The organism is Bradyrhizobium sp. USDA 4486, assembly GCF_054057995.1.
Genome location: NZ_JBSRZV010000001.1, coordinates 3427163 through 3454122 on the forward strand (window position 1 = coordinate 3427163; position 26960 = coordinate 3454122).

The following is a 26960-nucleotide window of genomic DNA, read 5'->3' on the forward strand; positions in this document are numbered from 1 at the left end:
CCCGTTCTTTCACGCGAAGGCGAGGATCGCAAGGATGCCGGCGAGCAGCAGCATGGCGCGGCGGTAGATGGTCAGTCCCTCGCCGATGTCGGCAGCAAGCGGATCGCGCGCGCCTCCGTTGAGCCACGGCTCGTTCGTAACGCTGCCATGATAGATGCGCGGGCCGCTGAGCCGCACGCCGAGCGCGCCGGCCATCGCCGCCTCCGGCCAGCCGGCATTGGGCGAGCGATGACGGCGGGCATCGCGCATCATGCACGCCAGCGCCTCTGATCGCTTTGGAGCAAGCAGCACGAACAGAAACCCGGTCAGGCGCGCCGGGACGAAGTTGGCGACGTCGTCGATGCGTGCGGCGGCCCAGCCAAAAGCGTCATGGCGATCGCTGCGATGGCCGATCATGGAAATCCAGCGTGTTGATAGCCTTGTAGCCCAAGATGCCCGGCAGACCGAACAGCGCGCCCCAGAACACCGGCGCGACGATGCCGTCGGACGCATTTTCCGCCAGACTCTCGATCGCCGCGCGCGCGATGCCGGCCTCATCGAGCGCCGCCGGATCGCGCCCAACGATGCGCGAGACCGCTTCGCGCGCAGCCGCGATATCACCGGCCTGCAAGGGCACGGCGACGGCCGCAACATGATCATGCAGCGAGCGCAGCGCGACGAGCGGCCAGGCGAGGACGCCCACCAGGACGATCCGCAACCAGCTCAAGGGGAGCCATGACTGAAGCACCCAGCCGGCCACAACGGAGAGCGCGATCACCACAAGCGCCCCAGCGACACCTGCAGCGCGGCGCAGGGCCGCCGGATCGGAATCGCGATTCCAGGCCACATCGATCGCACCGATCAGCCGGCCCAGCCAGATCACGGGATGGCCGATCCGCGCGAACAGCCATGACGGCCAGCCCGAGAGGGCGTCCACCGCCATCGCCACCACCATCGCACCTGCAAAGCCCAAACCTGCCTCCTGTCCCGCCCCTGTTGCGCAAAGCGAGGGGCGAGCGCAAGCCCCTGCCCGCGTGATTTCGGCTTTGTCTTTGGCCGTGTTTGGTGGTTAGTCAGGCTCAAGGAGACTTTGATGGCTGTCATCTTGATCACCGGCGGAGCGCGATCGGGCAAGAGCAAGCGCGCGGAAATGCGCACGCGCGCGTTTCCCGGAGAGCCCGTGTACATCGCGACGGCCGAGGCGCTCGATGCCGAAATGGAGCTGCGCATCGCAAAACATCGCACGCGGCGCGCAACCGGCTGGATCGAGCGCGAGGTGCCGCTCGATCTCGTAGAGGTGCTGGTCGCAACCGATGGCGGCGGCGCAAGGCTGGTGGACTGCCTGACCCTGTGGCTCTCCAACTTGATGCATGCGCAGCGCGACTGGGAACGTGAAGTGAGAGAGCTCGCCGGCGCCCTGCCCCCGCCTGAAGAGCCCCGCCGTCTTCGTCACCAACGAGGTCGGCCTCGGCATCGTGCCTGACAATTCGCTGGCGCGCAACTATCGCGACGCCGCCGGGATCATGAACCAGACCATCGCCGCCATCGCCGACGAGGTCGAGTTCATCGTTGCCGGCCTGCCGATGAAACTGAAATGACGCCGCGCACTGAACTTTTGAAGGACATCATCGCCGATCTCAGGATGGCGGCGTCGTTCGTCACGATCCTCCCCGTGGCATCGTCAAAACCCGCGGGCGACGGAGCGGTCGCGCGCGCGACCTGGGCACTTCCCCTTGCCGGACTGCTGGTCGGCCTTGCCGGCGCTTTGGTCTACATGCTCGCCATGCGCGTCGGACTGACGCCGGATCTTGCCGCCCTCCTTGCACTCGCGACAACCGCTCTCATCACCGGCGCGCTGCACGAGGACGGGCTCGCCGACACCGCCGACGGGCTCGGTGGCGGCCGCACGCGCGAGCGCAAGCTCGAGATCATGCGCGACAGCCGGATCGGCACCTATGGTACTTGCGCGCTCATCCTGTCGTTCGGACTGCGCTGGAGCGCGCTCGCGGCGATCGCCAATCCCACGGCCGTGACGCTGGCGCTGTGCGCGGCGCATGCAGCGGCGCGTGCGGGCGTGCCGGCGTTCATGTCGCTGGTCCCGCCGGCACGGCCGGATGGATTGTCGGCCAGCGCGGGAGTGCCACCGGGCCGCAGCGTCGCCATCGCCTTTGCGATTGGAACGCTCGCACTCGCCCTTGCGTTGGGGCCGGGCAAGGCGCTGGTCGGCCTGATCCTGCTCTCGCTCGCCGGGCTGCTGCTGGCGCGGCTTGCCGTCCGCCAGATCGGCGGGCAGACCGGCGACATTCTCGGCGCGTTCGAGCAGATCGGCGAGATCCTGATCCTGCTGGTCGCCGCAGCTTTCCAGATCGGACTTTGAGCCGATGGTCGAGTTCGACGACACCTTCCGCCGGCAATTGCACGAGCTGTTCGTGTGGCGCCGCGACGTGCGGCGCTTTCGCAGCGATCCGCTGCCGGAGCGCGCCATCGACCGCCTGATCGAGACCGCCTGCCTCTCGCCCTCGGTCGGCCTCAGCCAGCCCTGGCGCTTCGTCGTCGTCGACGATGCCGCCCGCCGGCGCGCCGTCATCGACGATTTCAAAGCCTGCAACGCCGATGCGCTCGGTGCCTATGCCGGCGAACGCGCCGCGCGCTACGCCACGCTCAAACTGTCGGGCCTCGAAGAGGCGCCGGGCCAACTCGCCGTGTTCGCCGACAAGGCCAGCGACATCGGTCACGGCCTCGGCCGCGCCACCATGCCGGAGGCGACGGAATATTCCGTGGTTGCCGCGATCACCGCGATGTGGCTGGCCGCGCGTGCGGAAGGGATCGGGCTCGGCTGGGTGTCGATCCTGAACCCCGCGCGCATGCACGCGATTCTCGACGTACCCGACACCTGGAAGTTCATCGCCTATCTCTGCGTCGGCTATCCCGAGGCCGAATGCGATCAGCCGGAGCTGGAGCAGGCGAAATGGGAGCACCGGCGCAGCGCGGATGAGTTCACTGTTCGGCGCTAGATTGTTGGCTTGCGCTGCACGAGCAACCTGAAATTGGAAACACACTATTCACCAACAAGATCGATAGCTTCGATCGCACCGTGCAACCAGACGGTGTGCATGCTAAACTTCTAGGAGAACTGCCCGAGAATTGCACGTACGCTGGTTTGGAATTGGAATGTTCAGCGCGTCGACTTTTGCGAGAGCTGTGGCGTCGCTCGACCGCATTGGATTATCGAAATATCTGCAGATCGCGTTCTCAATTGCGCTCGGAACAGGTTGCGCGTCCCATCCGCGGACCGAGCAGTGCTGCTGGTTGATCGCCGCTTTCGCGTGCGGCTTTGCGGTGCTTCTTTGAGACACGCAACCATGTTCAGCCTGGCTGATCAGTTGGCTCTTTCGCGCAATCGGCCCGCGGGTTTCGACTACTTGCGACTTGTGTTGGCGGCTACGATTATCTGCCTGCACGGCGCGAACGTCACCCTTGGGCTCGATCGGGCCATGGAGATCGTGGGCCATTTTCGCGTGGTGAACGCCATGCTTCTCGCGTTCTTCTTCGCTCTGAGCGGATTTTTGGTGACGGCGAGCTTGTTGAGGTGCAAAAGCCTGATTTCATTTATCGGCCTGCGCGTGCTTCGCATCGTGCCCGCGCTCGCGGTCGAGACGACGCTGTCGGCCCTCATCGTCGGCCCGATCTTCACCCAGCTGCCCGCGAGCGAGTACTTCGCGGACCCGAAGTTCCATATCTATTTTCTCAACATCGTCGGCGACATCCACTTTGCACTGCCGGGCGTATTTCTTCACAATCCGACGCCTGGTCTGGTGAACGCTCAGCTTTGGACGATGCCGTATGAGCTGTGGTGCTACACCATCCTGGCGCTTCTTGCCGTGACCACGATCTGCTTCAACAGGGTGCTATACCTGGGCTTTCTGGTGCTCGCCCAGATCGGGCTCGTCTGCTACGATATCTACCATAGTGACGAGTTGCTTATTCACCTGCGCCCGCACCTTCTTGTGTTCTGCTTCCTCTTGGGTGTCGGCTTCTACCTCTGGCGCGACAAGATACCGTACAACCGGGCGACGTGCCTGTTCGCATTCGTGCTTTGTACTGCCGGCATGGCTGGCGGACGCCACGACGCGCTCTTTGCCGTGCCCGCTACTTATATCGCGTGCTATCTGGGCCTCATGTATCCGCGGCGAAGCTGGATCGTGTCGTCCGGCGACTACTCCTACGGGATGTATCTCTATGGCTTCGTCATCCAACAGTGCGTTGCAGCGTTCGACCCGTCGGTTCAGCATTGGCATCTGAACGTCCTGATCAGTCTGCCGATTGCCTTTGGCGTTGCTATCGCCTCTTGGCACCTCGTCGAGAAACACGCACTCCGGCTCAGAGACCGGCTCGAACGATTTGAGGCGGCCGTTCTGTCGCGGATTACAATTTCCGGGTTTTCGCCCAGGTCACGCCGACCGATCGAATTAGGCGCAACGTTTGGCGGTAGCGCATCAGCCTGACAGTGGCCCCCACCGTGTACTCGCTACACCACTCCCGGCGCTTCGCGCGCCTGTAGTCACGGAGTGATGCGGTTACAAGCAGTCTTTTCGATGACACTGTGCCAAGCGGAATAGCCGGGCGGCGTGAAGTGAACACCATCTACCGTCCACGCGGCCGGGAGAAAACCATCTTGGCCGGCCAGGACGGCGAAATCGACCAGACGCACGCCGCTCACTTGTCGAATGAAGGCGTTGAACTCGGCGATCTTCGCCGTATCAAAATATTGATCCCCAGCGGGCATTCCCTTGGCCACCGGAGCGATCAGGGCGACAAAAACGTCCGTTGAGATCGATTTTGCGGAAGAAACCAGCTCTCCGTATGCTTTTGCAAATTCAACTGCATCGGTGCCGCTTGTGCGCTTTGCGTTGTTTACTCCGACCGCTATGAGAACGTGCTTTGCTCTAAACGAGCCAAGGCCGGACACGACGCCAGCGACTTCGGCAACTCCGGCACTAGCCAAGCCTGCATTCAATACCGACTCGCCGCACAGTGATGGCACTGCGGCCAATTCGACGATGCTATCGCCCAACAACAACCAGTCGCTTTTTTTCAACTGAGCTGCTTGCGCCTGAATGGCCAGAGTGCGAAGGGGCCAGTGGGGAGGAACGTCAACATGGCGCCATCTGTCGGCTGTATAACCGGTCAGAAAAGCGCCAAGCATTGCCGCAAAAACGACGAATCCCCTCCAAGATCGCATGGCGCAACTGTCCAATGAGCCCCGAATTCTTTTTGCAACTTAGGACTGGTTTCTAAACAATTGCCAAAAATGCCTCTCGCCACCGCGTTCGCAATGCCGGTATAGCCACCTGAAGAGCGGGAACCACGATCCCTGAGGAAGCGGCAGGCGAATGACCTCACTGCACCGCAGCTTGCTCTCGCCCTTCGGTTGATGGCAGCCCGTTTGTGCCCCCCAAAGGACACGTTCGCCCATCGCCTTTTCATGCGTTACGGCGGTCAGTCCCATAGCTGGGCCGCTACGGTTGCTGTACAAGATGACGCCGTTAGACGGCGATCCGGGGCGAGCATGTACCGACGCGGATTTATTCGAGGACTGGGCTTTTTCGCGGTGCTGACCGGTTTCGCCGTGCTGCCCGCCTTGGCGGACGGCAAGCGCGTGGCATTGGTGATCGGTAACAGCACTTACCGGAACGTGCCGACGCTGCCCAATCCAGCTAATGACGCGACTGATATCGCCGCGGCGCTGGAGCGTCTCGGGTTCGCCGTGACCCTTTTCACCAACGCCTCGTTCGACCAGATGCGGCGAGGCCTCATCGCGCTCGGGCACGACGCTGCAGGGGCCGATATGGCGGCGGTCTTTTTTGCCGGCCACGGCATGGAGATCAGCGGCGAGAACTGGCTGATCCCGGTCGATGCGGACTTGAAGAAGGACACCGACGCAGCGAACGAAGCCGTCAGCCTCCGCAGCGTGATTTTGCAACTGTCGAACACCACGAGCCTCGGCCTCGTCATACTCGACGCCTGCCGCAACAATCCATTTGTTGCGAAGATGTCTCGGTCGCCGTTGCTGCGCGCAGCCATCGGCGGCGGCCTCGGTCGCATCGAGCCAGCCGGCAACGTGCTGGTCGCTTATGCCGCTCGCGACGGCACCACCGCTCTGGACGGGGACGGGCGAAATAGCCCATTTACCGCGGCGCTCCTGCACAATATTGAAGCGCCGGGGGTTGAGGTCACCTTCATGCTTCGCAACGTCCGCGACGACGTCATGGAGGCAACCAGCAATGAGCAGCAGCCCTTTGTCTACGGCTCGCTCTCGCGCAGGGCGATCTATCTTGCAGGCCTGCCGTTGTCAGCTGACCAGGCGGGTACAAGCCAGGCGAATGCCGCGCCTGCGGGCGCAGGTGCACCAGCGAGGGTGACACTCGCGCCTTATTCTCTGGCAATCGATCCAGCGCTGGTAGGGACCTGGGAGATCTTGGTGCCGAGTGATCGCGGGATGTCGCGCTGGATCTGGCGCATCATGGGTGACGGCACTTACAAATTCCGCGCCGAAGGACATCGCGCAGCGCCGGCGCATGAAGGAACGATCGCCGCCAGCAACGGCCACTGGTCGATCCACGCAAATAGAGGACTCGCCGGCTATGACGACGGCGGCTCCTACGAAATCCGGGACACCGCAGCGATCATCACCGGCAAGCTCGGCACCGGTTACTGGAAGCGGAGTCCGCAGTGACGCGACCGCCCGGCAAGCACGCGAAGAAAGATCATTGCAGGCGCAAAGATCGGACGAGCGTCGCAGGCGACGAAAGTCGCACAGGCGATGCGCGGCGCGCGAGGCGGATGAGCCTGGGCTGACGATACGTCGGCTTTCCGGCCGCGAACCACAGGCCAGGAGCCCGCTTGGAGGCGGACATCGCTTCCGGGGAGTTCGATTCGGAACTGAAGCGGGACCAGCCTGTTGGTTCGATCGATCAGCCAAGCGGAGTCTCGCAATGCGGATCATTCTGGTAACGGCGGTCGGCTGGGCGTTGTCGTGCGGATTTGCGGCAGCGCAGACCGACCCCAAGGACATGACAACTGGACGCTCGGCACCAGAAGAAAAAGGTCAATTGCAGCCACAAGGTTGGACCGGGCCGCTGGACACGAAATCGGGTGGCGCGCCGCCGGAAAGCCCGCAAGGTCAAAGCCCACCTGGAATGCAGGCAGCGCCGGACGGATCAACCAAAGTGGTGACCGAGCCACGTAAGTAACTCACTTGGTTCGTCGTCGCGAAGTCGCGTTCACCTGGGATGAGCCGACCCGCAACGTCGGCCTGTGGCCCATCGCTTCCGTTGACGCGGCGCAGCTACATGCCGGCTAATAGCGGGCAGAGCGGAGGCTTGCTGCGGAGCGCCAAACCAGCGCTCTTGCCCATTCGCGGACCTTGGTCTCAGATCGCGGTGTGGCCGCGTATCCTGCCGCTCTGGTACATCAGAAGTGACTGACAGGCTTACCAAACGGCGCATCGACATGGTGGTGTTTCTGCCTGAAGAGGCTAGAGACGACATCGATTTATGAGCTTCATTGCCCGAACTGGCCCGCGCCAGCCGAGAAACTGAAGCTTTTTTTCTTTGAGCGCGTTGCTAGCATCAAAGAACTTTTCCAATTGCTTCGTCGCCGTCGCAGGTAGACTACGAACGTCCGGCAAATCACCGGCAAAGAAAGAGTGATGGGGCACGGCAACAACTCGATCGTTCCTCTTTTTCTTGCGCGCGGTCACCTGAAGGACCTTGAGGACGCCAATGGGTCTACACCTAAGGACCGTGCCGGGATAGGTAGCGCCATCGTGGATCACCAACACGTCCAACGGATCACCATCGTCAGCCCGAGTGGACGGAATGAATCCCCAGTCGTAAGGATAAGTTAAGCCAGCCATCAATGCCTTTGAAAGCGTAAACACCCGCAACTTCGGATCGAATTCCAATTTACAGCAACTCCCGCGAGGAGTCTCGACGACGGCGAAGACGTTCTCTTTGTCGGCCCAAGTCGGCAGCTTCAAATAATTTGTCATTGCAGATATCCTTGGGGTTGGAACGTGCAGTCAATTTTTGGGTTCCTATTCGACCAAGACACCGGCCGGGTTTGCAATGCTACGCCCTTCATATCGGCGTCTGGACCCAGCCGAACCGCCGAGGCATCTGCAATGTCGGATATGGGAAGCGGAGCGGACGCGGGGCTAGGGCGTTGACCCCGCTTGTGGCCTCGAAGGACCGCCAGAGAAGTCGGCCTACCCAAAGAATGACGCGACCGAGCGTCGGCGGCAATGACAGCGCTCAAATGCTGCATTCAAAGAAAAGGCCCCGCGTGGGGCCAAGTTTGGGAGGGACGCAGAGTCAACCTCCCATTTCTGTCTCGTTCCTAATGATGCTCGCGAAGCTGCCGCTTCAACTGGATTGCTTGATCTGCGTTATAGGCTCGCTTTACGAAGGAGTTTCGCTCATCACCGGCGGGGATTCGCTCCGCGCGTTCCCGCATGTCTTCAGCGAACTGCGTCAGCCGTGTTTCGAGTGAAACTGTTTGCATAAACCTCCTCCGCTTCTTTCCCATCGCGTGTTCCTTCTGCTGATCGGAGCGATTTTAAGTTCCTATGCAGAAGGTGGCAGACACATAGGTTTAATCTTCAGATAGACCTTTGAACAAGACTCGCGTGAGGGACCCAATTGCTCGTACCCGGAAAGCCCGCAAGGTCAAAGCCCACCGGGAATGCAGGCAGCGCCGGACGGATCAACCAAAGTGGTGACCGAGCCACGTAAGTAAGTCTCACTTGGTTCGTCGGCACGAAGTCGGGTTCACCTGGGGATGAACCGACGACGCAACGTCGGCTTGTGGCCCATCGCTTCCGTTGATGCGGCGCAGCTACATGCCGGCTAATAGCGGGCAGAGCGGAGGCATGCTGCGGAGCGCCACTGCCCCTAAGCAGAAATCTGCGGGCGGGTCCACATCAGAGGAAATATCGTTGTTCAATTGCCGAAGCCGCGCGTATAGGCTGATTTATCGGCCGAAGTTTCCGAAGCGGCCGCTCTGCCCTCAACGTGCAGCTAGCTTTCTGTACGCCGCGATGGCGCGCATGAGGTCATCATATTCCTGGCACGGACGAAGGAGGCAGAGATTTTCCAATGCAGCCAGATGTTGTTCAGCTTTGCTGGGTTCGCCGAGCACCAGATAAGCCTCGCCAAGATGCTCGTGCGCGCTGCGATGACGCGGATTTAACATTAGCGCCTGCTGATAGTGTCCAATAGCCGGCCCGAGTTGGCGCAAGCGTCGATACGAATAACCAAGGTAGTTCTGGATATCGGCATTGACCGGGTCACGCAGGGCGGCGCGCATGAACGATACAATGGCCCCATTCCAGTCCGCAGCGGCAAGCGCCATCTTGCCCGCCTTGAAATCGGGATCGAGCTCCACCCACTCAGCATCCGCCGCCACCGGCGCCATGGTGGTGCAGATCGGCCAAGCTTCGGGCGCGACTGCGGTCGTCACTTTGCCGGTGGACCCACTGAACAGCTGTATAATCCCCCATTCCGTCCGGTCATTCCCGTAGACGGCGAAATAGGCGACAAGCCCACCGAGCACCGTCGCCGCAGCAATTGCTGGGATCAGCGTTGTCATTCCTACATTGACGGCGCTCTTGGGCATGGGTCGGACAGCCGAAACATCATTGTCGTGAAGTACCCACGGTGTCGTTCCGTAGCTGTGCTTTGGCTTCACGGATTTCCTGCCGCTCCGTATCTGCGTTCCTGGCGAGCTCTATCAGTTTGCTATAATACTCGGTTGACTTCTGACGGTCGCCGGAGCGGTCGGCGGCGCGCGCGGCGCCCCAGAATGCACGGAAGCGATTGGGAGTTTGCTTGAGTGCGGTCTCATACTCGTTCAGTGCGGATGTGGGCTATCCTACCTCCAGGAGCAATTCCGCCAACAGTTCACGCAACGGAAAGAGGCGGTTCTCCATAGCCACGTGTTTGACACTGCCGTCTTCGCTGTCGGCGGCTGCCCGCATTAACTTGAGGGCCCGATCGTGGTCGCCTTCCTTCAGTGCGACCCACGCGGCAACTGCAAGCATTTGCTCTTCGGTGCGTTCGGCCCAGTAGGATTGGTCAGCACCCTGCAACGTTGTGCGCAACACTCTCATCTCCTCGATCTCTTTATTGGCGCCGGCGATATCGCCGACACGCGCCATGCCGAGACCGCGCGTGAAGCGGATCAACGAATCCGCCATAGGATATTTAGTCGGCGTCATCGCCAGGGCGGCAGCGCCGGCCCAGTCGGCACGCTCCAAGACATAGCGCGCCGGCATGGCGGCCTTGGCAGTGAAATTGACGAAGTTGATCGGTCGGTCGCCGCGATCGGCGGTGGCCAGCGACTTTTTGATCATCGCGTCGGCTTTGGCATCTTGCGCGAGCTGCAGATGCGCATACACCGTGAAGTCAGATGCGTGATAGTAGTCGGGCTGAATCTCAAGCGCTAAGGCGTTTGAGGCGATGGTTCCTCCCAGAGCCCGACCATGGAATAGATGTGAGACGGCATGTGCCGCGCATGCGGCACCGCCGGAGCGATGCCGGCGTAGCGACGGGCGGATGCAATACCCTTTTCGGCAAGCGGAGCAAAATCGTAGGCGTGAATGAGGTAATGCGTCACACCCGGATGTTGAGGGTTCTCTTCGAACAAGCGTTCCAGAAGTGCCGCGGATTTCAGCTGGTTCGTGTATGAGAGGTCGTTCTTCTTCGCAGAAGCTTGTAGCGTGAGCGCGTAGTACGCCTTCGCCTCGTAGTCGTCAGGATAGGTTTGCACCATGCGCTCCATCGCAGCATTGTAGGCCGTCAGACGGGCATCAACGGGAACCTTATTGTAGTCGCGGAAATAGGCGCTCAGCGCCTCGATCCAGTCCCGCTCACGTGGAGTCTTCGCCCCGACCGACCGTGCCTTTTCAAGTGCATCCCAGGCGGCTTGTGCCTCGACATTTGATGGCGTGGTCGCAAGCGTGTTGCCAAGGAGGTCCATCGCCACACCCCAATATGCCATGGCGCAGCCGGGATCTTGTTGCAGTATCGCTTCGAATTTCCGGCGGGCGATCAGGAACCAATACGAATGCAGCATGGCGACGCCACGGTCGAACTCGGCTTGTACACCGGGATCGCAAGAGGTGGGGAATGTCACCTTACCGAGCTGCTGGTCTTGCTGACCAATTGCACCGCTCGTGATGGCACCACCTAGCAGGGCTATCGCAAAAGATATCTTTATCGAGTGAGTCCTCATCTAACTCTCCTCTCCAGAATGCACGCGGTGACGCGCGTGACCTGCCGCGTGCAAAGTTGCGACAAAGACCAAGACCAGGGAGGCGTATTGCTGAATTGGTTGAACTCGATCGGAGCTTACTACACGCGCCACCTCCTTAATAGGACAGCGAAATTTCCGTTATTGGCTCCAAACTGCCTTCCGTCATAAACGCCTGAACGTCGCCTTTTCGGAAGCGGAGTGCAGGCGGACGGTGCCAGGTAGCCTGCTTGTTGGCCCCGAGGCGAAGTCGCCGTACGCCCTGTTTTCCATCGTTGCTCGAGGTGAAGCGGACATCGGCAACCCCAGCGCTTGATATGAGTCCACTTGGCCGCCTCAGCGCGTCCGCGCGCCCTCCTCCTCCCGGCCAAAACGCTCGACCAGAAAATCGATGAACAGCCGCACCTTCACCGACAAATGCCGCGTCGGCGGATAAACCGCGTAGAGCGCGAGCGGCGGCGCTGAATAGTCGTCCAGCACCGAGCGCAGCTCGCCCTTGTTCAACGCATCGGCGGCGATGAATTCGGGAAGCAGCGCGAGCCCCCTGCCCTTGATCGCGACGTCGCGCAGCACCTCGGCATTATTGACGCAGAGCGACCAGGCCGGCTGGATCCAGTGATCGCCGTCGCTGCCGGTGAGCTTCCACTGATTGCCTGTCAGCAGGAAGCCGTAGGTCAGCGACGCGTGGTCACGCAGATCCTGCGGATGGCTCGGCGTGCCGTGACGCGCGAGATAATCCGGCGAAGCGCAGATCATCCGCGCTATCGGCATGATCTTTCGCGCGATCAGGCTGGAGGACTCCAGCTCCGCGATCCGCAGCGTCACGTCAAAGCCGTCCTGGACAGGATCGAGCAGATCGTCGCTGAGCACGATCTGGAGCTGGAGCTCGCCATGACGCGCCATGAAATCGGCGAGCACGGGACCTAGCCGCATGGTGCCGAACGACATCGGCGCGTTGACGCGCAAGAGGCCCCGCGGCGCCGACTGGGCTTGCGTCACCGCCTGATCGGCGGCCTCGATCTCCGAAAGGATCACGACCGCACGCTCGAAATAGCGCTGGCCGTTCTCGGTCGGACTCGCATGCCGCGTGGTCCGGTTCAACAGCTGCACCCCGAGGCTCTCCTCGAGGTCGGCGATGTATTTGCTGATCGCCGAGCGCGATACCCTGAGCTGTCGGCCCGCTTCGGCAAAGCTGCCGCTCTCGACCACCTTCACGAAGGCCCGAAGGCTGGCGACCTTATCCAAGGACCAGCCCCGGCGATTGTTTCCAAATCGTAGACATAGCCGTCATATTTGCATGGATTGTCTCCAATCCAAAGCGGAACGATATTTCGCCCCAGAGCAAGACGCTCCCCGCATCTGGAGGACGACAATGTCTGGACTGCACCATGTCACCGCGATTGCCGGCGATCCCATCCGCAATTTCGGCTTTTACACCCGTGATCTCGGCCTGCGCTTCGTCAAGAAGACGGTCAACTTCGACGATCCCGGCACCTATCACTTCTATTATGGCGACGAGACCGGCCGCCCCGGCACCATCCTGACCTTCTTCCCCTGGGCCGGCGTTCCCGCCGGGCGCCGCGGCGTCGGCGAGACCCATCAGACCGCCTTCCGCGTGCCGCAGCGCTCGCTCGGCTATTGGACCCAGCGCTTCATCGAGAAGGGCATTGCCTACGAGGCGCTCGAGAAGCGTTTCGGCGAATCCGTGCTGCCGTTCACTGATCCTGACGGCATGGCGCTCGCCCTCATCGGCGTCCCCGGCGCCGAGAACGAGCCCGGCTGGAGCAATGGCGATGTGCCGGCCGAGCATGCGATCCGCGGCTTCCATGGCGTGACCCTGCTGCTCGATAGCGCGGCGAAGACGGCGGCCGTCCTCACCGACGTGTTCGGCTTCAAGGAGACCGGACGCGAAGGCTCGGTGATCCGCTTCAAGGCGCCGGGCGATGCCGAGGGCAGCGTCGTCGACATCTACGAGGCCAAGGGTTTTCTGCGCGGGCATCAGGGCGGCGGCTCGGTGCACCACATCGCCTTCCGCGCGGCTGACGATGCCGAGCAGGGCAAGATGGCGCAGAAGCTCGTGAGCAATCACGGCCTGCATCCGACCGAGCAGCGGGACCGCAACTACTTCCGCTCGATCTACTTCCGCGAGCCCGGCGGCGTTCTATTCGAGATCGCGACCGATATCCCCGGCTTCGCCGTCGACGAGCCCGTCGCGACGTTGGGACGCGACCTGAAGCTGCCGGCTTTCCTCGAACAGCATCGCAAGCAGATCGAGGAAGTTCTGCCGAGCCTGGAAGAGAGCGTGTCGTGACCGAGTTCATCCATCGTTTCGAGCCCGCGACCCGCGCGGGCTCCCCTCCACTGCTGCTGCTGCATGGCACCGGCGGTGACGAGAACGACCTGCTCGGCCTCGGCAAGATGATCTCCCCCGGCTCCGCTCTGCTCTCGCCGCGCGGCCGTGTGCTCGAGCACGGCATGCCGCGCTTCTTCCGTCGTCTCGCCGAAGGCGTGTTCGATGAGGCGGACGTGCGGCGACGCGCGCTCGAGCTCGGTGCGTTCGTCGCGGAGGCGCGGAAGCAATACGGCCTCGCCGCGCCGGTTGCGGTCGGCTTCTCCAACGGCGCCAATATCGCAGCCGCGCTGCTCTTGCTGAAGCCGGAGGCTCTGGCAGGCGCGATCCTGCTGCGTGCCATGGTGCCGCTGTCGGATCCGCCCAAGACCGATCCGCTGAAGCCGGCTCTCGACGGCAAGCCGGTGCTGCTGCTGTCAGGGCAAGCCGACCCGATCGTGCCGGCGAGCAATTCGGAACAGCTTACGGCGCTGCTGCTGGACGCAGGAGCGCGCGTCGACCACAGGGTGCTGCCGGCAGGCCATCAACTATCGCAGGCCGACGTGACGCTGGCCCGCAACTGGATCGCCAGCGTCGACGCCAGAGCGGCGTAACCCGGAAGCGGCGCATTGTTCCCAATCGGTGCGCCCGCTTTGTCACTCGAACCAGCCGCGCCGCTTGAACCAGATCGGCAGCAGGGGACAAATCGCGAAATACTCATCGGTATAAGTTTGGGCCATCGCGGGCGCCGACTTCGGAATTACCGATGATGCCATCATGCCAGTGTTTTGCCCGACGGTCAACCGGAATCGAGGATTTCGGGCATACCGTCGGGCAGCGCGCGCAAGCCGTTGAAATGACTACCCCTGGGCTACTGTGCATGGGGTTGTTTTCAGAATTTGGTTTGGACCGGCCAAAAAAATAGCCTCTTCCCGATGGGAAGAGGCCGATGTTGAGGCGACAGGTTACCTGGTCGCGCAGTCCTTACTCCCAGGACCACGTCGAGAAATCGTTCTCGAATTGCGGGACTTCCTTCCAGACGCCCTTGAGCTTCTTGTTGATGACGGTCGGCCATTGCGGCTGGAACAGGTAGGCGGAGACGGCGTCGGTCGCCAGCATGCGCTGCGCGTCGCCGAGCAGTTTTGCGCGCGCAGCTTCGTCCGGCGTCGAGACGATCTGCTTGTAGAGCGCGTTGAACGCCTCGTTGTTGTAGCCGAGATAATAGTCGGGCTCGGTGATCTTGACGAGGTCGAACGGCTCGACATGGCTGACGATGGTGAGATCGAAATTATGCGGACCGTTGGCCGCGAACACCTGCGACAGCCACTGTGCCCATTCGACGTTCTCGATCTTGGCGATGATGCCGACCTTGGCGAGCTGGGCCGCGACGATCTCGCCGCCCTGGCGCGCATAGGGAGGCGGCGGCAGCTTCAGCGACAATTCGAGCGGCGTCGTGACGCCGGCTTCAGCGAGCAGCTTCTTGGCCTTCTCGGGGTCGTAGGGATTGATCCCGGTGGTGTCGACATAGCCGAGCGATCCCGGCGTGTAGAAGCTGCCGATCGGCGTGCCGAAACCTTCGACCGCGCCGTCGATCAACGCCTTGCGGTCGATCGCCGCGAGGATGGCGCGGCGAACGCGGACGTCATCGAGCGGCTTCTTGCGGTGGTTGATGGCAACGATGGTCTTGGCCTTGGAGCCGCCGATCAGCACCGTGAAGCGTGGGTCGCTCTTGAACTGGGCGACGACGCGGGTGGCGATGCGCGGGAACGCATCGACATCGCCCGAGAGCAGCGCCGCCGCCTGCGCTGCGGGATCGGAGATGAAGCGGATCGTCACCTTCGAGAGCTTGACCGCGGACGCGTTACGGTAGTCGGCCCATTTGTTCAGCGTGATCGAGGAGCCCTTGGCCCAGGCCCCCAACTGATAGGGCCCGGTGCCGACCGGCTGCGTGACGTTGGTGGCTGCGCTCTTCGGCTCGACGATCGAGCCGCTCGCCTGCCCGAGCAGGAACGGCAGGTTCGGCTCGCCATATTTCAGGGTGATCACCACGGTGTCGGCGTCGGGCGCCTCGACCTTCTCGAACGCCTGGAACAGGCTCTTGTCCTTGTTGGTGCTGGCGGGCGCCGCGTTGCGCTCGAACGAGAACTTTACCGCGGCAGAGTCGAACGGCTCGCCATTGTGGAATTTGACGCCCTTGCGCAACTTGAACGTATAGGTCTTCAAATCAGGCGACGCGGTCCAGCTCTCCGCCAGCAAGGGAGCGACGGAGCCGTCCTCGTTGATCTTGGTCAGGGTCTCGTAGATGTTGTAGAGCGTGACCTCGGCGATCGCCGCGGCGGCCGCGTTGGTGGGATCGAGCCCGGGCGGCTCCAGCGTCATCGCCATGACGACGCTGTCCTTCTTGCCCTGCGCCAGCACCGGCAGCGGCGCTGCGGCAAGGGCTGCAGCAATAGCGACGATCGATAGCTTCCTGAACATCTCGTAACTCCCCGGCCTGCTTTCTTTTTGAGCCTACGCCAATCCAGCGGCGGACACTAACCTTCCATCACCGCCTGCGGCAACGCCATCACCACCTCCGCCTTGTGGCAGGCGGCGAGATGGCCCTCACCCACCTTGCGTAGCAAGGGCGGAACCCCGCGGCAATGCTGGTCGGCAAGCGGACAGCGGGCGACATAGGGGCACCCGGTTGCGGCCGCCGATTGCGAGGCGATCGCCTGCGCCCCGCGGCGGCGCCGGCCGCCCCCGGCCCGCGCCCGCGGCACGGCCTCCAGTAGCGCCCGCGTGTAGGGATGGGCGCAGCGCTCGAACAGATCCTCGGGGCGTCCCTGCTCCACGATCCGGCCGAGATACATCACCGCGACCTCATCGCAGAGATAGTCGACGACGGCGAGATCGTGGCTGATCAGGATGTAGCTGAGGCCGAACTGCTCCTGCAGATCCTGCATCAGGTTGAGCACCTGCGCCTGCACGGAGACGTCGAGCGCGGAGACCGGCTCGTCCGCGACGATCAGTTTCGGCTGCGTGATCAGCGCGCGCGCGATCGCGATGCGCTGGCGCTGGCCGCCGGAGAATTCGTGCGGATACTTGTGCATGTCCGCATCGCGCAAGCCGACCTGTCGCAACACCGTCGAGACGCGTGTGCGAAAGGTGGTACGGTCGGCCCCTTCCAGCACGGTGAGCGGCTCGGTGACGATGCGGGCGACGGTCTGGCGCGGATCGAGCGAGCCGTAGGGATCCTGGAACACCATCTGGAAGTCGCGGCGCGCGCGGCGCAGCTCATCGGGCGAGATGCGATTGAGATCGCGGCCGAGCAGCGTGACCTCTCCCGATGTCGGCCGCTCCAGCGCCATCACGACGCGCGCGAAGGTGGATTTGCCGGAGCCGGACTCGCCGACGATGCCGAGGCTCTTGCCGGCCGCGACCGTCACGCTCACGCCGTTGAGCGCGCGCACCTCGCCGGGCGGGCGGAACAGGCTTTCGCGCCGCAGCGTATAGCGCTGCTCGAGATTTTTGACGTCGAGAAGAGGTGCTGCGGTCATGCAGACAGAGCTCCGACATTCGCAGCCATGGAGACGTCGGTCCGGATGCAGCGCACACCATGCCCGGGACCGACGTCGACCATCGGCGGCAGCGCCGCGCGGCATGCATCGATCACGAGCGGACATCGATCGGCGAACGTGCAGCCGGCCGGCAGATCGGCCAGCTCCGGCACGGTACCCGAGATCGTCTTCAGCCGAGTCCCCTTGCGCGCGCCGAGCTTCGGGCGGGCACGGAACAGGCCCTGCGTGTAGGGATGTCCCATCCGGCAGAACACCTCGTCGGTCGGCCCGCTCTCGATCACGGTGCCACCATACATCACCATCATGCGCTGGACGTTCTCGGCGATGACGCCGAGATCGTGCGAGATCAGGATCATCGACATGCCGCGCTCTTCGACGAGATCGGCAATGAGATCGAGGATCTGGCCCTGGATGGTGACGTCGAGTGCGGTGGTCGGCTCGTCCGCGATCAACAGATCAGGCTCGCAGGCGAGCGCCATGGCGATGGTGACGCGCTGACGCTGGCCACCGGAGAATTGGTGCGGATAGGCATCCACGCGCCGCGCAGGATCGGGCAGTCCGACGCGGTCGAGCAAGGCGATTGCTTCTTTCCGCGCCTGCGCCGGCGAATATTTCTTGTGGCGCCGCAGCGGCTCGGCAACCTGATGCCCGATCGTGTGCATCGGATTGAGCGCGGTCATCGGCTCCTGGAAGATCATGCTGATCCGGTTGCCGCGCAGGCGGCAATACTCCGCATCCGATAGTCCGGCGAGTTCGCTGCCATCCAGCTTGATGCTGCCGGTAACGACGGCACTCTCGGGCAGGAGGCCCATCAGCGACAGTGCGGTGACCGACTTGCCGCAGCCGGATTCGCCGACGAGCCCCAGCGTCTCGCCGCGGTTCAGGGTGAAGCTGACGCCGCGCACGGCCTGTGCCGGGCCGCGGCTGGTGTTGAGGCGGACGCCGAGATTGCCGACGTCGATCAGCGGTGTGGTTGCGGGATCAGCCATCGTCACCGCTCCCGCGCCAGTCGGGGATCGAGCAGGTCGCGCAATCCGTCACCGAGCAGATTGAGGCCGAGCACGGCGATCGCGATCGCAGCGCCCGGATAGACCGCGAGCATCGGCGACTGGAACAGCAATGTCTGGGCGTCATTCAGCATGCGGCCCCAGGACGGCTGCGGCGGCTGGGTGCCGAGACCGAGATAGGATAGCGCGGCTTCGGCAAGGATCGCGAGCGCGAACTGGATCGTCACCTGCACGATCAGGATCGAGAGGATGTTCGGCAGCACGTGCTCGATGGTGATGCGGAATTTGCCCTTGCCGGAGGCCCGCGCGGCCAGCACGAATTCCCGCGCCCAGATCGCGTTGGCCGAGCCGCGCGTCAGCCGGGTCAGGGTCGGGATCTGGAAGATGCCGATCGCGACGATCGAGGTCACCATGCCGGGGCCGACCACCGCGGCGAGCATGATCGCCGACAGCACGGCCGGGAAGGCGAAGGTGAAGTCGGAGAACCGCATGATGATCTCTTCGGTCCAGCCGCGCTTGGCCGACGCGATCAGGCCGAGGCAGACGCCGAAGGTGAGACCGATGCTGACGGCGATGATGCCGACCAGGATGGTCGAGCGCGCGCCTGCGAGCAGTAGCGAGACGATGTCCCGGCCGAAGGAATCGGTGCCGAGCCAGTGGGCCGCCGACGGCGGCCGCAGTTTCGAGGCGATGTCGATCTCGTAGGGCGACCACGGCGTCCACACCAGCGACAGCAGCGCCGAGGCCAGCACCAGCAGGCTGAGCGCGCCACCCAGCACAAAGCTGCGATGGCGTAGCGCGCGGCCCCAGAAGGTTTTGGCCGGCAAGCGGCGCGCCGGTGCGTCAATGGTCAGGGGCGCGCTCACAGGTCGTGGACCTTGATGCGGGGATCGATGAAGGCGTAGAGCACGTCGACGACGAAATTGACGACGACGACCATGGCCGCCAGCAGCATCACGCAATTGCGCACCACGATCAGGTCGCGGTTGGCAATCGACTGGAAGATCAGCCGGCCGAGGCCCGGCAGGTAGAATACGTTCTCGATCACGATCGTGCCGGCGAGCAGATTGGCGAATTGCAGTCCCATCACTGTCATCACGGGGATCATTGCGTTGCGCAGCACGTGACGCCACAGCACTTCGCGCTTGCCGAGCCCTTTTGCACGCGCCGTCCGCACGAAATCCTCACGCAGCACTTCGAGCACGGCCGAGCGCGTCACGCGCGCAAGGATCGCGGCCTGCACCACCGCCAGCGAGATGGCCGGCAGCAGCAGCGACTTGATGCCCGGCCAGATGCCGTCCTCCCAGCCGGCAAAGCCGCCCGCCGAAAGCCATTGCAGCCGCACCGAGAACAACAACACCAGCAGGATCGCGAACCAGAAATTCGGCAGCGCGATGCCCACTTGCGTCAGCGACATCACGCCGACGTCGCCGAGCTTGTTGTGGTTGGCGGCGGTGTAGATGCCGGCCGAGAGCGCCAGCGTCACCGTGATCAGCATCGACAGGATCGCGAGCGGAACGGTCAGCACCAGCCGCTCCGCGATCAGGCTCGCGACCGGCGTGCCGTAGACATAGGAGTTGCCGAGATCGCCGACGAAGAAGCCCTTGATCCATTGCAGGTAGCGGACCGCCAGCGGCTGATCGAGCCCGAGCTTGACGCTGAGCGCGCGCACCGCGTCGGCCGATGCGTCGGCGCCCATCAACATCTGGGCGGCATTGCCGGGAAGCGCGTCCAGCACCAGGAAAATGATCACGGATGCGCCGACCAGCGTCGCCAGCAATGTCAGGACACGTCGAAGGACAAATACGCTCATGCGCGTTCGGGTTCACGGCTCATCCGCGGCACGATCAACATGTCCGGACGGTCAACGCAAGTCCTTTGCGGCATGGTCCTCCTCCCCTCAGCCGGGCCGGCGGGACAGAAGGTCGGTTGACGCCTCGAACAGCGAACTAACGCGCAGCAATTCGGCATCAGCGCGGAAGCGGCCGACGAGCTGGAGGCCGATCGGCAGGCCGTCCCGGCCGAAGCCGCAGGGCAGACTGATCGCGGGATGCCCGGTCATGTTGAACAGCATGGTCCAGGGGAACCAGTGCGGGCGAACGCTGTCGAAGAGCTTGCCATCGATCTCGATACTGCCGAACAGGTCCTGCTCCATCGGCAGCGCGGTGCGCGTCAGCGTCGGCATCGCCAGAAGATGCCCGCGCGCAAGCAGCGATTGAACGCGGCGGAACAGCGCGGTGCGCGCGAACATCGCTTCCTGATAGTCGACGCCGCTGACATTGGTCGCGAGCGCAAGCTGCTTGAGGAAGGTCTCGCTCAGCTCGTCCCTGTGCTCGGCCGCGAGCTTGGCAAAGCGCGTGCGCCAGACCGTGTGGTTGATGGCGCGCCAGACCGGCTCGATGTCAAAACCCTCGCCGGAAAATTCCTCGAGCTCGGCACCGAGGCCTGCGAGGCGGTCGAGGCCCGCCTTGAAGCTGGCGCAGACATCGGCGGACGCCGGGCGGCCCGGCGGCGTCAGGCAGTACAGGATCTTTTGCCCGCGCAGATCGCCGCGGGAGACGGCCGTGCCGACGAAATCGGGCACGGGCACGCCGATCGACCAGGGATCGCATGCATCCTCACCGGCCATCGCCTGCATCATCAGTGCGGTATCCGCGACCGTGCGCGTCGTCGGCGTGACGTAGGTCTGGTTACCGAAGGCATCGAGCGCCTGCTGGCTATGCGCGATCACGCCGTTGCTCTGCTTCAGGCCGACCACGCCGTTGCACGCCGCGGGAATCCGCGTCGAGCCGCCGCCATCGGTCGCAATCGCCAGCGGCGCGATGCCGCTCGCCACCGCCACCGCCGCGCCCCCGCTGGAACCGCCGGAGGAGCGCTCCGGACTCCACGCATTGCAGGTGCGGCCGAACAGCGGCGAATCGGTCAGGCACTTGCTGCCGAACTCCGGCGTCGTGGTCTTGCCGATCAGGATCGCGCCCTCGCTGCGCAGCCGTGCGACCGCGACGGCATCTTCAGTCGGCACATTGTCCCTGTAAGGAACGGCGCCGAAGGTGGTCTTCACACCCTTGGTGTTGACGATGTCCTTGACGGTGACGGGAATGCCGTGCAGCAGGCCGAGCGCCTCGCCGGCCATCATTTTGCGCTCGGCCTCGCGCGCCGCTTCCATTGCCTGGTCGGTACAGACCGTGATGAAGCAGTTCAGCTTGGGCTGCAGCGCCTCGGCACGCGCGAGCACGGCGCTGACGACCTCGACCGGCGAAATCTTCCTGGCAGCGATGAGGCCGCGCAGCTCGGTTGCGGACAGCAGACAGGGATCGCCGTTCATCGTCACGTCACGCTCCAAAAGCCCACCACCGTTGGCAGGCATTGACAGCGAGAATGACAGTTTTGTTAACTCACCGTCCAATACGTTTTTGAGCGCCAAGCCATACACTTTCGGTATGCCAATGGATCTCCGCCGGCTTCGTTATTTCGTCGCGGTCGCCGAGGCGCGCAGCGTCGGCAAGGCCGCCGAGCGCCTTCGGATGGCGCAGCCGCCGCTCTCGGTGCAGATCCGCAAGCTCGAGGCCGAGGTCGGCGCGCCGCTGTTCCGCCGCGGCACGCGCGGCATGGACCTGACCGAAGCCGGTCAGGCGCTGCTGGCACGCGCCGGTGAGGCCCTGGCACTGGCGGCCGACGGCATCGAAGCCGCGCGCGCGGTTGCCTCAGGGCGGCGCGGGCGGCTGTCGGTCGGCTACATGTTCGTGCTGGCGAACGCGATGCTGCCGAGACTCATTCCCGAGCTGCGCCGCTCGATTCCCGGCGTTGATCTCGACTTCGCCGAGCTCAGCGCCTCGACGCGCGAGGCGCGGCTGCTCGACCGCAGCGTCACAGTCGCGCTGTGCATGCCCGCCATCAACCATCCCGAGATCCAGGTGGCGCGGATTGGCGCGCAGCCTTTAATGCTGGTCATGCCGACCAGCTCGCCGCTCGCCCGCCTGAGCTCGGTGCCGATGGCGCGATTGCAGGGCCGTCTGCTGATCGCGCTGCCGCATCCCGACCATGGCCCCGCGTCCTCGGCCGTCGTCGCCTTGCTGCGCCGGCACCAGGTGGTGATGCCGATCGCAAGCCGGGTCGAGACGGTGCATTCGGCGATGAGCCTTGTCCTCGCCGGCGAAGGTTTTGCGATTCTGCCGGCTTGCGCCAGGCTCGGCGCGCCGCAGGGCATCGTGTTCCGGCCGCTGCGGGATGCCGCCGACTCCATCGACATCGCGGTGTGCTGGCGGCGGGACGCGCACAGCCCGCTGATCCGCACCTTTCTCAAATGCGCTGAGAAGGTCGTCTCACGGCTGTGATGTGGACTACCGGCCCCACGTCACCTCGTGGCTCCACGGCGGATCCGCACCCGGGCGGGTGCAGGTGAGGCCGGCGCAGTTGGCGGCGAACGACAGCGCGCGGCGGAGCTCGTCGGCGCCGATGTCCTTCAGCCTCTCGCGGGCGATGCAGCCCTGCTTGTGCAGGGCAAACAGCAGAGCCGCCTGAAAACTGTCGCCGGCACCAATGGTGTCGGCGACCTCGATCTTGGGCGCAGCAACCTCGATCTGCCCTGCTCCCGCGTGCCAGGCGACAGCGCCGTTGTTGCCGCGGGTGACCACGACGAGGCGCGTGCCCTGCCCGAGCAGCGCATTCGCGCGCTGCTGATAAGGCTCGTCGCCGAAGAGATAGGCGAAGTCGACGTCGGACATCTTGATGAGGTCGGCGCCCGCAGCGAACGCCATCATGCGCGCAAGATAGGCCGGCTTGTCCTTGACGAGATTGGGCCGACAGTTCGGATCGAAGGAGATGGTCGAGGAAGCCCGCGCGTCCGCGATGAGCGCCTTCGTCTCAGCCGCGCCCTGGTCGCTGACGAGCGTGGTCGAGCCGACATGGACGGCCTCGACGTTCGCGAAGGGAATCGAGCCGCGCCGGTAAGTCCAGTTCCGTGTCGCGGTCCCGGCATCGTAGAACGCGTAGTGCGACTCGCCTGCGACGATGCGGACGAAGGCGAGCGTGGTCTGGTCGTCGCTGCGGGTGGCGAGATCGAGCTGGACGTTGGACGCCGCGGCGTGATCTGTGATCATCTGACCGAACAGATCGGTTGAGATGCCGCCGACAAAGCCGGTCGCAGCGCCCAGTCGCGCCATGCCGATCGCGACGTTGAGACAGGAGCCGCCGACAGCCGGCATCACCGCCTCGCGCCCCGCAACGTTTCGTGTCGGCACGAAATCGATCAGCGCATCGCCGCAGGAAATCAACATTGGCTTCAACCTTTGGCGATGTCGCGCATCGCGGCGCGGCTGCCGCGATCGACGTCACGCAGCAGCTTGTAGACCTCACGCTTGCGGGCGTGGAAGGCGGCCATGTCGGGCGTGGTCGGCTCGCTCTTGCCTCCGAGCACCGACATCTTTGCCATGGTCTCGCCGATCGAGGCGTAGGCGCCGCCGGCGACCGCGCCTAACATGGCCGCGCCCAGCAGCACCGGCTCTTTGGTCTGCGGCAGGGCGACCGTGAGACCTGTGGTGTCGGCCATGATCTGCCGCACCAGCGGGCTGCGGCTGGCGCCGCCGCCCATGATCATGAGGCTGGAATGAACGCCGTGCGCGGCAAAGGCCTCGATCACCTCGGCGAGGCCATAAGCAAGCCCGCAGAGGCCGGCGATGAACAGCCGCTCCATCGAGCCGATACCGGTGTCGAGATCGAGCCCGGCGATCACCGCGCGCGTATCCGGGTCGGCGTAGGGCGAGCGGTTGCCGATGAATTCAGGGAGCACATGGACCTCGCGGGCGAGCAGCGCGGCTCGGCTGGCGCTGCCCGCGCGCGCGATGATGCGGCGCTCGAGGAAGTCGATGAGGTCGAGACCCTCGCCGCGCGCCGCCGCGCTCGCCTCGGCGTGGCCGGGGTGGGACTTGAGGAGATGATCGATCGCAGCGCCCGCCGCCGACTGGCCGCCCTCGTTGAGCCAGAAGTCCGGCACCATGCCGGAATAATATGGCCCCCACACACCGGGCACGAAGCACGGCTCCTTCGTCGTCGCCATGATGCAGGCCGACGTTCCCATGATGTAGGCAAGGCGATCAGTGACATCCGCCGTTGCGCCGAAGCCGTCGCGGCCGCCGATCGCACCGATGCCGCCGGCATGGGCGTCGATCAAGGAGGCGCCGACCGGCGTGCCCGGTGGCAGGCCGAGTTCGGCCGCAGCGGTCCGGGTGAGCCCTTCGCCGAGGCGGGTGCCGGGCGCGACGATCTCGGTGCCGATGCGGGCGTATTTTTCATTGACGAAATCCGCAAGTCCAATGCGCTTGAAGAACGACGCGCTCCAGCCGCCGTCGTCATGGGCGAGATAGTTCCACTTACAGGTGACCGTGCAGGTGGAGCGCTGGAGCGAGCCGGTGGCGCGCCAGGTCAGATAGTCCGCGAGATCGAAGAAGTGACCGGCGGCATCAAAACTCGCGCGCAGATGCCGCTTCAGCCAGAGCAACTTCGGCATCTCCATTTCGGGCGAGATCGAGCCGCCCACATAGCGCAGCACGGCATCCTCGGTCTCGTTGATCAGCCGCGCCTCGGCAACGGCGCGATGGTCCATCCAGACGATGACGTTGCGCTGCGCCTCGCCCGAGGCGCTGACGGTGAGCGGCTCGCCTTGCTTGTCGAGAACCACGAGGGAACAGGTGGCATCAAAGCCGATGCCGCCGACACTGGCGGGCGGGATCGCGGCTTCCGCCATCGCCGCCCGCACCGATCTGACGCAGGCCTGCCAGATGTCATGCGAGGACTGCTCGACGACGTCGCCGGCCTCGTGCCAGGTCCGGATCGGGTGCCGCGCGGTCGCAAGCAACGTGCCGGCCTCATCGAACACCCCTGCCCGCGTGCTCGTGGTTCCCACGTCGACGCCGATATACGCTCGCGGCATAGTCGCTCCTGGTCGCTCTCCGTCAATTTTGACGCAAGCCTACCAGCAAGTGTAGCCGCCATCCACCAGCACGATGCTGCCGGTCATCAGACTCGCGGCCTCCGAAGAAAGGAATAGCACGACGGAGGCGATCTCCTCGACCTGCCCCATCCGCCCCATCGGGGTTCCACCGATCCAGGCGTCGTACATCTTGGGATTGCTCTTCACGAAGGCGTTGAGCGGCGTCTCGATATAGGTCGGCGCCACCGCATTGACGCGGATGCCGCGTGCGCCCCATTCAGCGGCGAGCGATTTCGTCAAATGGTGCACACCGGCCTTGGAGGCGTTGTAGAAGCACTGCTCCTGCGGCTTGTTGACGATGAAGCCGGACATCGAACCGACATTGACGATGGCGCCGCTCTTGGCTTTCAGCATGTGTTTGCCGAACTCGCGGCAGCACCAGAAGGTGCCGTTGAGGTTGACGTCGATGACGTTGAGCCAATGCTCGTCGGTGACGGTCTCGGCCGGGGTCTCGCTGCGGGCAATGCCGGCATTGTTGACGAGGATGTCGACCTTGCCATGGCGGGCGAAGAGATCGTTCGCGACCTCCGCCACCCGCTTGGTGTCGGTGACGTCCATGATCGCGGTCTCGATATCAAAACCCTTGGCCTTCAGAGCGGCCTTCGCATCATCGGCGACCTTGCTGTCGCGGTCGCCGATGATCACCTTGGCCCCGGCTTCAGCCAGCGCCTCGGCGCAGCCAAGGCCGATGCCCTGCCCGCCGCCGGTGATGAACGCGGTCTTGCCGTTCAGCTTGAATTTTTCCAGGTACATGGTGATCTTCCGTTTCCTGTTAAGCGCGAAGAGCGTTGCCGCTCTGGTCGAAGCGGTGGATGCGCGCGGGGTCCGGCACCAGCGAGACGCGGTCGCCGGCATGCAGGCTCAGCTCGCCGATGTAGCGTGCGGTCAGCATGCCGAGCGGACCGGCATCGACATACAGGAAAGTGTCGCTACCGAGATGTTCGGCGACCGAGATCGTTCCCTGCCAGCCGCCTCCGCCATCGCGATCGATCTTCAGATGCTCCGGCCGCACGCCGATCGTGGCCGCGCCCTTCTGCAATGCAGGCTCACCAGTGACAAAGTTCATCTTGGGCGAGCCGATGAAGCCGGCGACGAAGAGATTGGCCGGCCGCTCGTACAGCTCCAGCGGTGAGCCGTATTGCTCGATCTTGCCGCCGTTAAGCACGACGATCTTGTCGGCCATCGTCATGGCCTCCACCTGGTCGTGGGTGACGTAGATCGCGGTGGTGCCGAGCTGCTTCTGCAGTCGCGTCACCTCGATGCGCATCTGCACGCGTAGGGCCGCATCGAGGTTCGACAGCGGCTCGTCGAACAGGAACGCTTTGGGCTCGCGCACGATAGCGCGGCCGATCGCGACGCGCTGGCGCTGGCCGCCGGAGAGCTCACGCGGCTTGCGGTCGAGATAGGGCGTGAGGTTCAGCGTTGCGGCGGCGGCCTCGACCTTGCGGTTGATCTCATCCTTGGCAAGGCCCGCCATCTTCAGGCCGAACCCGATATTGCCGCGGACGCTCATATGTGGATAGAGCGCGTAGGACTGGAACACCATCGACAGTCCACGCTTGGCGGGCGGCGTGTCCACCACATTCCTCCCGTCGATCAGGATGCTGCCGCCACTGACATCCTCGAGGCCCGCGATCAGCCGCAGCAGCGTGGTCTTGCCGCAACCAGAAGGGCCGACGAAGACGACGAAGGAGCCGTCGGCAATGTCGAGATCGGCGCCCTTGATAATGTGTACGGGACCGAAGGATTTTTGCACGCCCTGAAGTGTGATCTGGCCCATGGCA

The 26960-nt window shown here is 63.9% G+C and carries 24 protein-coding genes and 2 pseudogenes; 9 read left to right on the forward strand and 17 right to left on the reverse strand.

What is annotated here, in order from left to right; all coding sequences use genetic code 11:
- Positions 1-9 precede the first annotated feature (9 nt).
- Positions 10-934: pseudogene (cbiB, locus tag ACVWY3_RS16905) on the reverse strand (adenosylcobinamide-phosphate synthase CbiB).
- Positions 935-1072: 138 nt separating this feature from the next.
- On the opposite strand from cbiB, the pseudogene cobU reads away from it, so the two are divergent.
- From cobU to ACVWY3_RS16925, 4 genes and pseudogenes are all read left to right on the forward strand, one after another.
- Positions 1073-1577: pseudogene (gene cobU / locus ACVWY3_RS16910) on the forward strand (bifunctional adenosylcobinamide kinase/adenosylcobinamide-phosphate guanylyltransferase).
- The gene (gene cobS, locus ACVWY3_RS16915; protein WP_456839465.1) at positions 1574-2356 is read left to right on the forward strand and encodes an adenosylcobinamide-GDP ribazoletransferase; all 783 of its coding nucleotides are present in this window, start codon (positions 1574-1576) and stop codon (positions 2354-2356) included. Before cobU ends, cobS begins: the two are co-directional and overlap by 4 nt.
- 4 nt (positions 2357-2360) lie before the next feature.
- Complete coding sequence (gene bluB, locus ACVWY3_RS16920; RefSeq protein ID WP_456839466.1) at positions 2361-2993, forward strand: 5,6-dimethylbenzimidazole synthase; 633 nt, start codon at positions 2361-2363, stop codon at positions 2991-2993.
- A 285-nt stretch (positions 2994-3278) separates the two neighbouring features.
- Positions 3279-4484, forward strand: a complete 1206-nt coding sequence (locus tag ACVWY3_RS16925) for an acyltransferase family protein (RefSeq protein ID WP_456839467.1) — start codon at positions 3279-3281, stop codon at positions 4482-4484.
- A gap of 56 nt (positions 4485-4540) precedes the next feature.
- On the opposite strand, the gene ACVWY3_RS16930 is transcribed toward ACVWY3_RS16925, so the two are convergent.
- A complete protein-coding gene (locus ACVWY3_RS16930; protein ID WP_456839468.1) occupies positions 4541-5221 on the reverse strand; it encodes an SGNH/GDSL hydrolase family protein in 681 nt (226 codons plus the stop codon).
- 327 nt (positions 5222-5548) lie between these two features.
- Here ACVWY3_RS16930 and ACVWY3_RS16935 point away from each other — a divergent pair, with 327 nt between their 5' ends.
- Both ACVWY3_RS16935 and ACVWY3_RS16940 read left to right on the forward strand, forming a co-directional pair.
- Positions 5549-6715, forward strand: coding sequence for a caspase family protein (locus ACVWY3_RS16935; RefSeq protein ID WP_456839469.1), 1167 nt, complete (start codon positions 5549-5551; stop codon positions 6713-6715).
- Positions 6716-6974: 259 nt separating this feature from the next.
- A complete protein-coding gene (locus tag ACVWY3_RS16940) occupies positions 6975-7232 on the forward strand; it encodes a hypothetical protein (protein WP_456839470.1) in 258 nt (85 codons plus the stop codon).
- 284 nt (positions 7233-7516) lie between these two features.
- Here the strand turns inward: ACVWY3_RS16940 and ACVWY3_RS16945 are convergent, their stop codons facing one another.
- The 5 genes from ACVWY3_RS16945 to ACVWY3_RS16965 all read right to left on the reverse strand — a co-directional run bounded on the left by ACVWY3_RS16945 (position 7517) and on the right by ACVWY3_RS16965 (position 12537).
- Positions 7517-8032: an inorganic diphosphatase gene (locus ACVWY3_RS16945; RefSeq protein WP_456839471.1), complete on the reverse strand. Its 516-nt coding sequence runs from the start codon at positions 8030-8032 to the stop codon at positions 7517-7519.
- Between the two features lie 1016 nt (positions 8033-9048).
- Positions 9049-9630 carry a tetratricopeptide repeat protein gene (locus ACVWY3_RS16950; protein WP_456839472.1) on the reverse strand — a complete coding sequence of 194 codons (582 nt, stop codon included), beginning with the start codon at positions 9628-9630 and terminating at the stop codon, positions 9049-9051.
- Positions 9631-9907: 277 nt separating this feature from the next.
- Positions 9908-10438, reverse strand: coding sequence for a hypothetical protein (locus ACVWY3_RS16955; protein ID WP_456839473.1), 531 nt, complete (start codon positions 10436-10438; stop codon positions 9908-9910).
- Between the two features lie 44 nt (positions 10439-10482).
- A complete protein-coding gene (locus ACVWY3_RS16960) occupies positions 10483-11274 on the reverse strand; it encodes a hypothetical protein (RefSeq protein WP_456839474.1) in 792 nt (263 codons plus the stop codon).
- Positions 11275-11628: 354 nt separating this feature from the next.
- Entirely contained in the window at positions 11629-12537 is a 909-nt protein-coding gene (locus tag ACVWY3_RS16965) for a LysR substrate-binding domain-containing protein (RefSeq protein WP_456839475.1), read from the reverse strand.
- A gap of 127 nt (positions 12538-12664) precedes the next feature.
- On the opposite strand from ACVWY3_RS16965, the gene ACVWY3_RS16970 reads away from it, so the two are divergent.
- Positions 12665-13603, forward strand: a complete 939-nt coding sequence (locus ACVWY3_RS16970; protein WP_456839476.1) for a ring-cleaving dioxygenase — start codon at positions 12665-12667, stop codon at positions 13601-13603.
- The gene (locus ACVWY3_RS16975; RefSeq protein ID WP_456839477.1) at positions 13600-14235 is read left to right on the forward strand and encodes an alpha/beta hydrolase; all 636 of its coding nucleotides are present in this window, start codon (positions 13600-13602) and stop codon (positions 14233-14235) included. The genes ACVWY3_RS16970 and ACVWY3_RS16975 overlap by 4 nt, the downstream gene beginning before the upstream one ends.
- Before the next feature lie 370 nt (positions 14236-14605).
- On the opposite strand, the gene ACVWY3_RS16980 is transcribed toward ACVWY3_RS16975, so the two are convergent.
- The 6 genes from ACVWY3_RS16980 to ACVWY3_RS17005 form a co-directional block, all read right to left on the reverse strand.
- Complete coding sequence (locus ACVWY3_RS16980) at positions 14606-16099, reverse strand: ABC transporter substrate-binding protein (RefSeq protein ID WP_456839478.1); 1494 nt, start codon at positions 16097-16099, stop codon at positions 14606-14608.
- A gap of 56 nt (positions 16100-16155) precedes the next feature.
- Positions 16156-17160 (reverse strand): ABC transporter ATP-binding protein, encoded by a 1005-nt coding sequence (locus ACVWY3_RS16985; RefSeq protein WP_456839479.1) that lies wholly within the window; start codon positions 17158-17160, stop codon positions 16156-16158.
- A complete protein-coding gene (locus ACVWY3_RS16990) occupies positions 17157-18170 on the reverse strand; it encodes an ABC transporter ATP-binding protein (RefSeq protein ID WP_456839480.1) in 1014 nt (337 codons plus the stop codon). Before ACVWY3_RS16990 ends, ACVWY3_RS16985 begins: the two co-directional genes overlap by 4 nt.
- A gap of 2 nt (positions 18171-18172) precedes the next feature.
- Entirely contained in the window at positions 18173-19054 is an 882-nt protein-coding gene (locus ACVWY3_RS16995) for an ABC transporter permease (RefSeq protein ID WP_456839481.1), read from the reverse strand.
- Entirely contained in the window at positions 19051-20001 is a 951-nt protein-coding gene (locus tag ACVWY3_RS17000; protein ID WP_456839482.1) for an ABC transporter permease, read from the reverse strand. The genes ACVWY3_RS16995 and ACVWY3_RS17000 overlap by 4 nt, the downstream gene beginning before the upstream one ends.
- An 87-nt stretch (positions 20002-20088) precedes the next feature.
- Positions 20089-21513, reverse strand: coding sequence for an amidase (locus ACVWY3_RS17005; RefSeq protein WP_456843387.1), 1425 nt, complete (start codon positions 21511-21513; stop codon positions 20089-20091).
- 121 nt (positions 21514-21634) lie between these two features.
- Between ACVWY3_RS17005 and ACVWY3_RS17010 the strand changes: the two genes are divergently transcribed.
- On the forward strand, positions 21635-22522 hold the full coding sequence (locus ACVWY3_RS17010) for a LysR family transcriptional regulator (protein WP_456839483.1): 888 nt from the start codon (positions 21635-21637) through the stop codon (positions 22520-22522).
- A gap of 6 nt (positions 22523-22528) precedes the next feature.
- Here the strand turns inward: ACVWY3_RS17010 and ACVWY3_RS17015 are convergent, their stop codons facing one another.
- Genes ACVWY3_RS17015 through ACVWY3_RS17030 form a run of 4 tightly spaced genes read right to left on the reverse strand, consistent with a single transcriptional unit; the run spans position 22529 to position 26956 of the window.
- Positions 22529-23464: a carbohydrate kinase family protein gene (locus ACVWY3_RS17015; protein ID WP_456839484.1), complete on the reverse strand. Its 936-nt coding sequence runs from the start codon at positions 23462-23464 to the stop codon at positions 22529-22531.
- 5 nt (positions 23465-23469) lie between these two features.
- A complete protein-coding gene (locus tag ACVWY3_RS17020; RefSeq protein WP_456839485.1) occupies positions 23470-25116 on the reverse strand; it encodes an FGGY-family carbohydrate kinase in 1647 nt (548 codons plus the stop codon).
- A gap of 39 nt (positions 25117-25155) precedes the next feature.
- Positions 25156-25929 (reverse strand): SDR family NAD(P)-dependent oxidoreductase, encoded by a 774-nt coding sequence (locus ACVWY3_RS17025; protein ID WP_456839486.1) that lies wholly within the window; start codon positions 25927-25929, stop codon positions 25156-25158.
- Positions 25930-25948: 19 nt separating this feature from the next.
- The gene (locus ACVWY3_RS17030; RefSeq protein ID WP_456839487.1) at positions 25949-26956 is read right to left on the reverse strand and encodes an ABC transporter ATP-binding protein; all 1008 of its coding nucleotides are present in this window, start codon (positions 26954-26956) and stop codon (positions 25949-25951) included.
- Positions 26957-26960: the final 4 nt, after the last annotated feature.

Bases quoted from the DNA above. Each gene is read 5' to 3' on its own strand.
- cobS (WP_456839465.1), top strand. From the start codon at position 1,574: ATGACGCCGCGCACTGAACTTTTGAAGGACATCATCGCCGATCTCAGG.
- bluB (WP_456839466.1), top strand. From the start codon at position 2,361: ATGGTCGAGTTCGACGACACCTTCCGCCGGCAATTGCACGAGCTGTTC.
- ACVWY3_RS16930 (WP_456839468.1), bottom strand. From the start codon at position 5,221: ATGCGATCTTGGAGGGGATTCGTCGTTTTTGCGGCAATGCTTGGCGCT.
- ACVWY3_RS16935 (WP_456839469.1), top strand. From the start codon at position 5,549: ATGTACCGACGCGGATTTATTCGAGGACTGGGCTTTTTCGCGGTGCTG.
- ACVWY3_RS16940 (WP_456839470.1), top strand. From the start codon at position 6,975: ATGCGGATCATTCTGGTAACGGCGGTCGGCTGGGCGTTGTCGTGCGGA.
- ACVWY3_RS16945 (WP_456839471.1), bottom strand. From the start codon at position 8,032: ATGACAAATTATTTGAAGCTGCCGACTTGGGCCGACAAAGAGAACGTC.
- ACVWY3_RS16950 (WP_456839472.1), bottom strand. From the start codon at position 9,630: ATGACAACGCTGATCCCAGCAATTGCTGCGGCGACGGTGCTCGGTGGG.
- ACVWY3_RS16960 (WP_456839474.1), bottom strand. From the start codon at position 11,274: ATGAGGACTCACTCGATAAAGATATCTTTTGCGATAGCCCTGCTAGGT.
- ACVWY3_RS16970 (WP_456839476.1), top strand. From the start codon at position 12,665: ATGTCTGGACTGCACCATGTCACCGCGATTGCCGGCGATCCCATCCGC.
- ACVWY3_RS16980 (WP_456839478.1), bottom strand. From the start codon at position 16,099: ATGTTCAGGAAGCTATCGATCGTCGCTATTGCTGCAGCCCTTGCCGCA.
- ACVWY3_RS16985 (WP_456839479.1), bottom strand. From the start codon at position 17,160: ATGACCGCAGCACCTCTTCTCGACGTCAAAAATCTCGAGCAGCGCTAT.
- ACVWY3_RS16990 (WP_456839480.1), bottom strand. From the start codon at position 18,170: ATGGCTGATCCCGCAACCACACCGCTGATCGACGTCGGCAATCTCGGC.
- ACVWY3_RS17000 (WP_456839482.1), bottom strand. From the start codon at position 20,001: ATGAGCGTATTTGTCCTTCGACGTGTCCTGACATTGCTGGCGACGCTG.
- ACVWY3_RS17005 (WP_456843387.1), bottom strand. From the start codon at position 21,513: ATGAACGGCGATCCCTGTCTGCTGTCCGCAACCGAGCTGCGCGGCCTC.
- ACVWY3_RS17010 (WP_456839483.1), top strand. From the start codon at position 21,635: ATGGATCTCCGCCGGCTTCGTTATTTCGTCGCGGTCGCCGAGGCGCGC.
- ACVWY3_RS17015 (WP_456839484.1), bottom strand. From the start codon at position 23,464: ATGTTGATTTCCTGCGGCGATGCGCTGATCGATTTCGTGCCGACACGA.
- ACVWY3_RS17020 (WP_456839485.1), bottom strand. From the start codon at position 25,116: ATGCCGCGAGCGTATATCGGCGTCGACGTGGGAACCACGAGCACGCGG.
- ACVWY3_RS17025 (WP_456839486.1), bottom strand. From the start codon at position 25,929: ATGTACCTGGAAAAATTCAAGCTGAACGGCAAGACCGCGTTCATCACC.
- ACVWY3_RS17030 (WP_456839487.1), bottom strand. From the start codon at position 26,956: ATGGGCCAGATCACACTTCAGGGCGTGCAAAAATCCTTCGGTCCCGTA.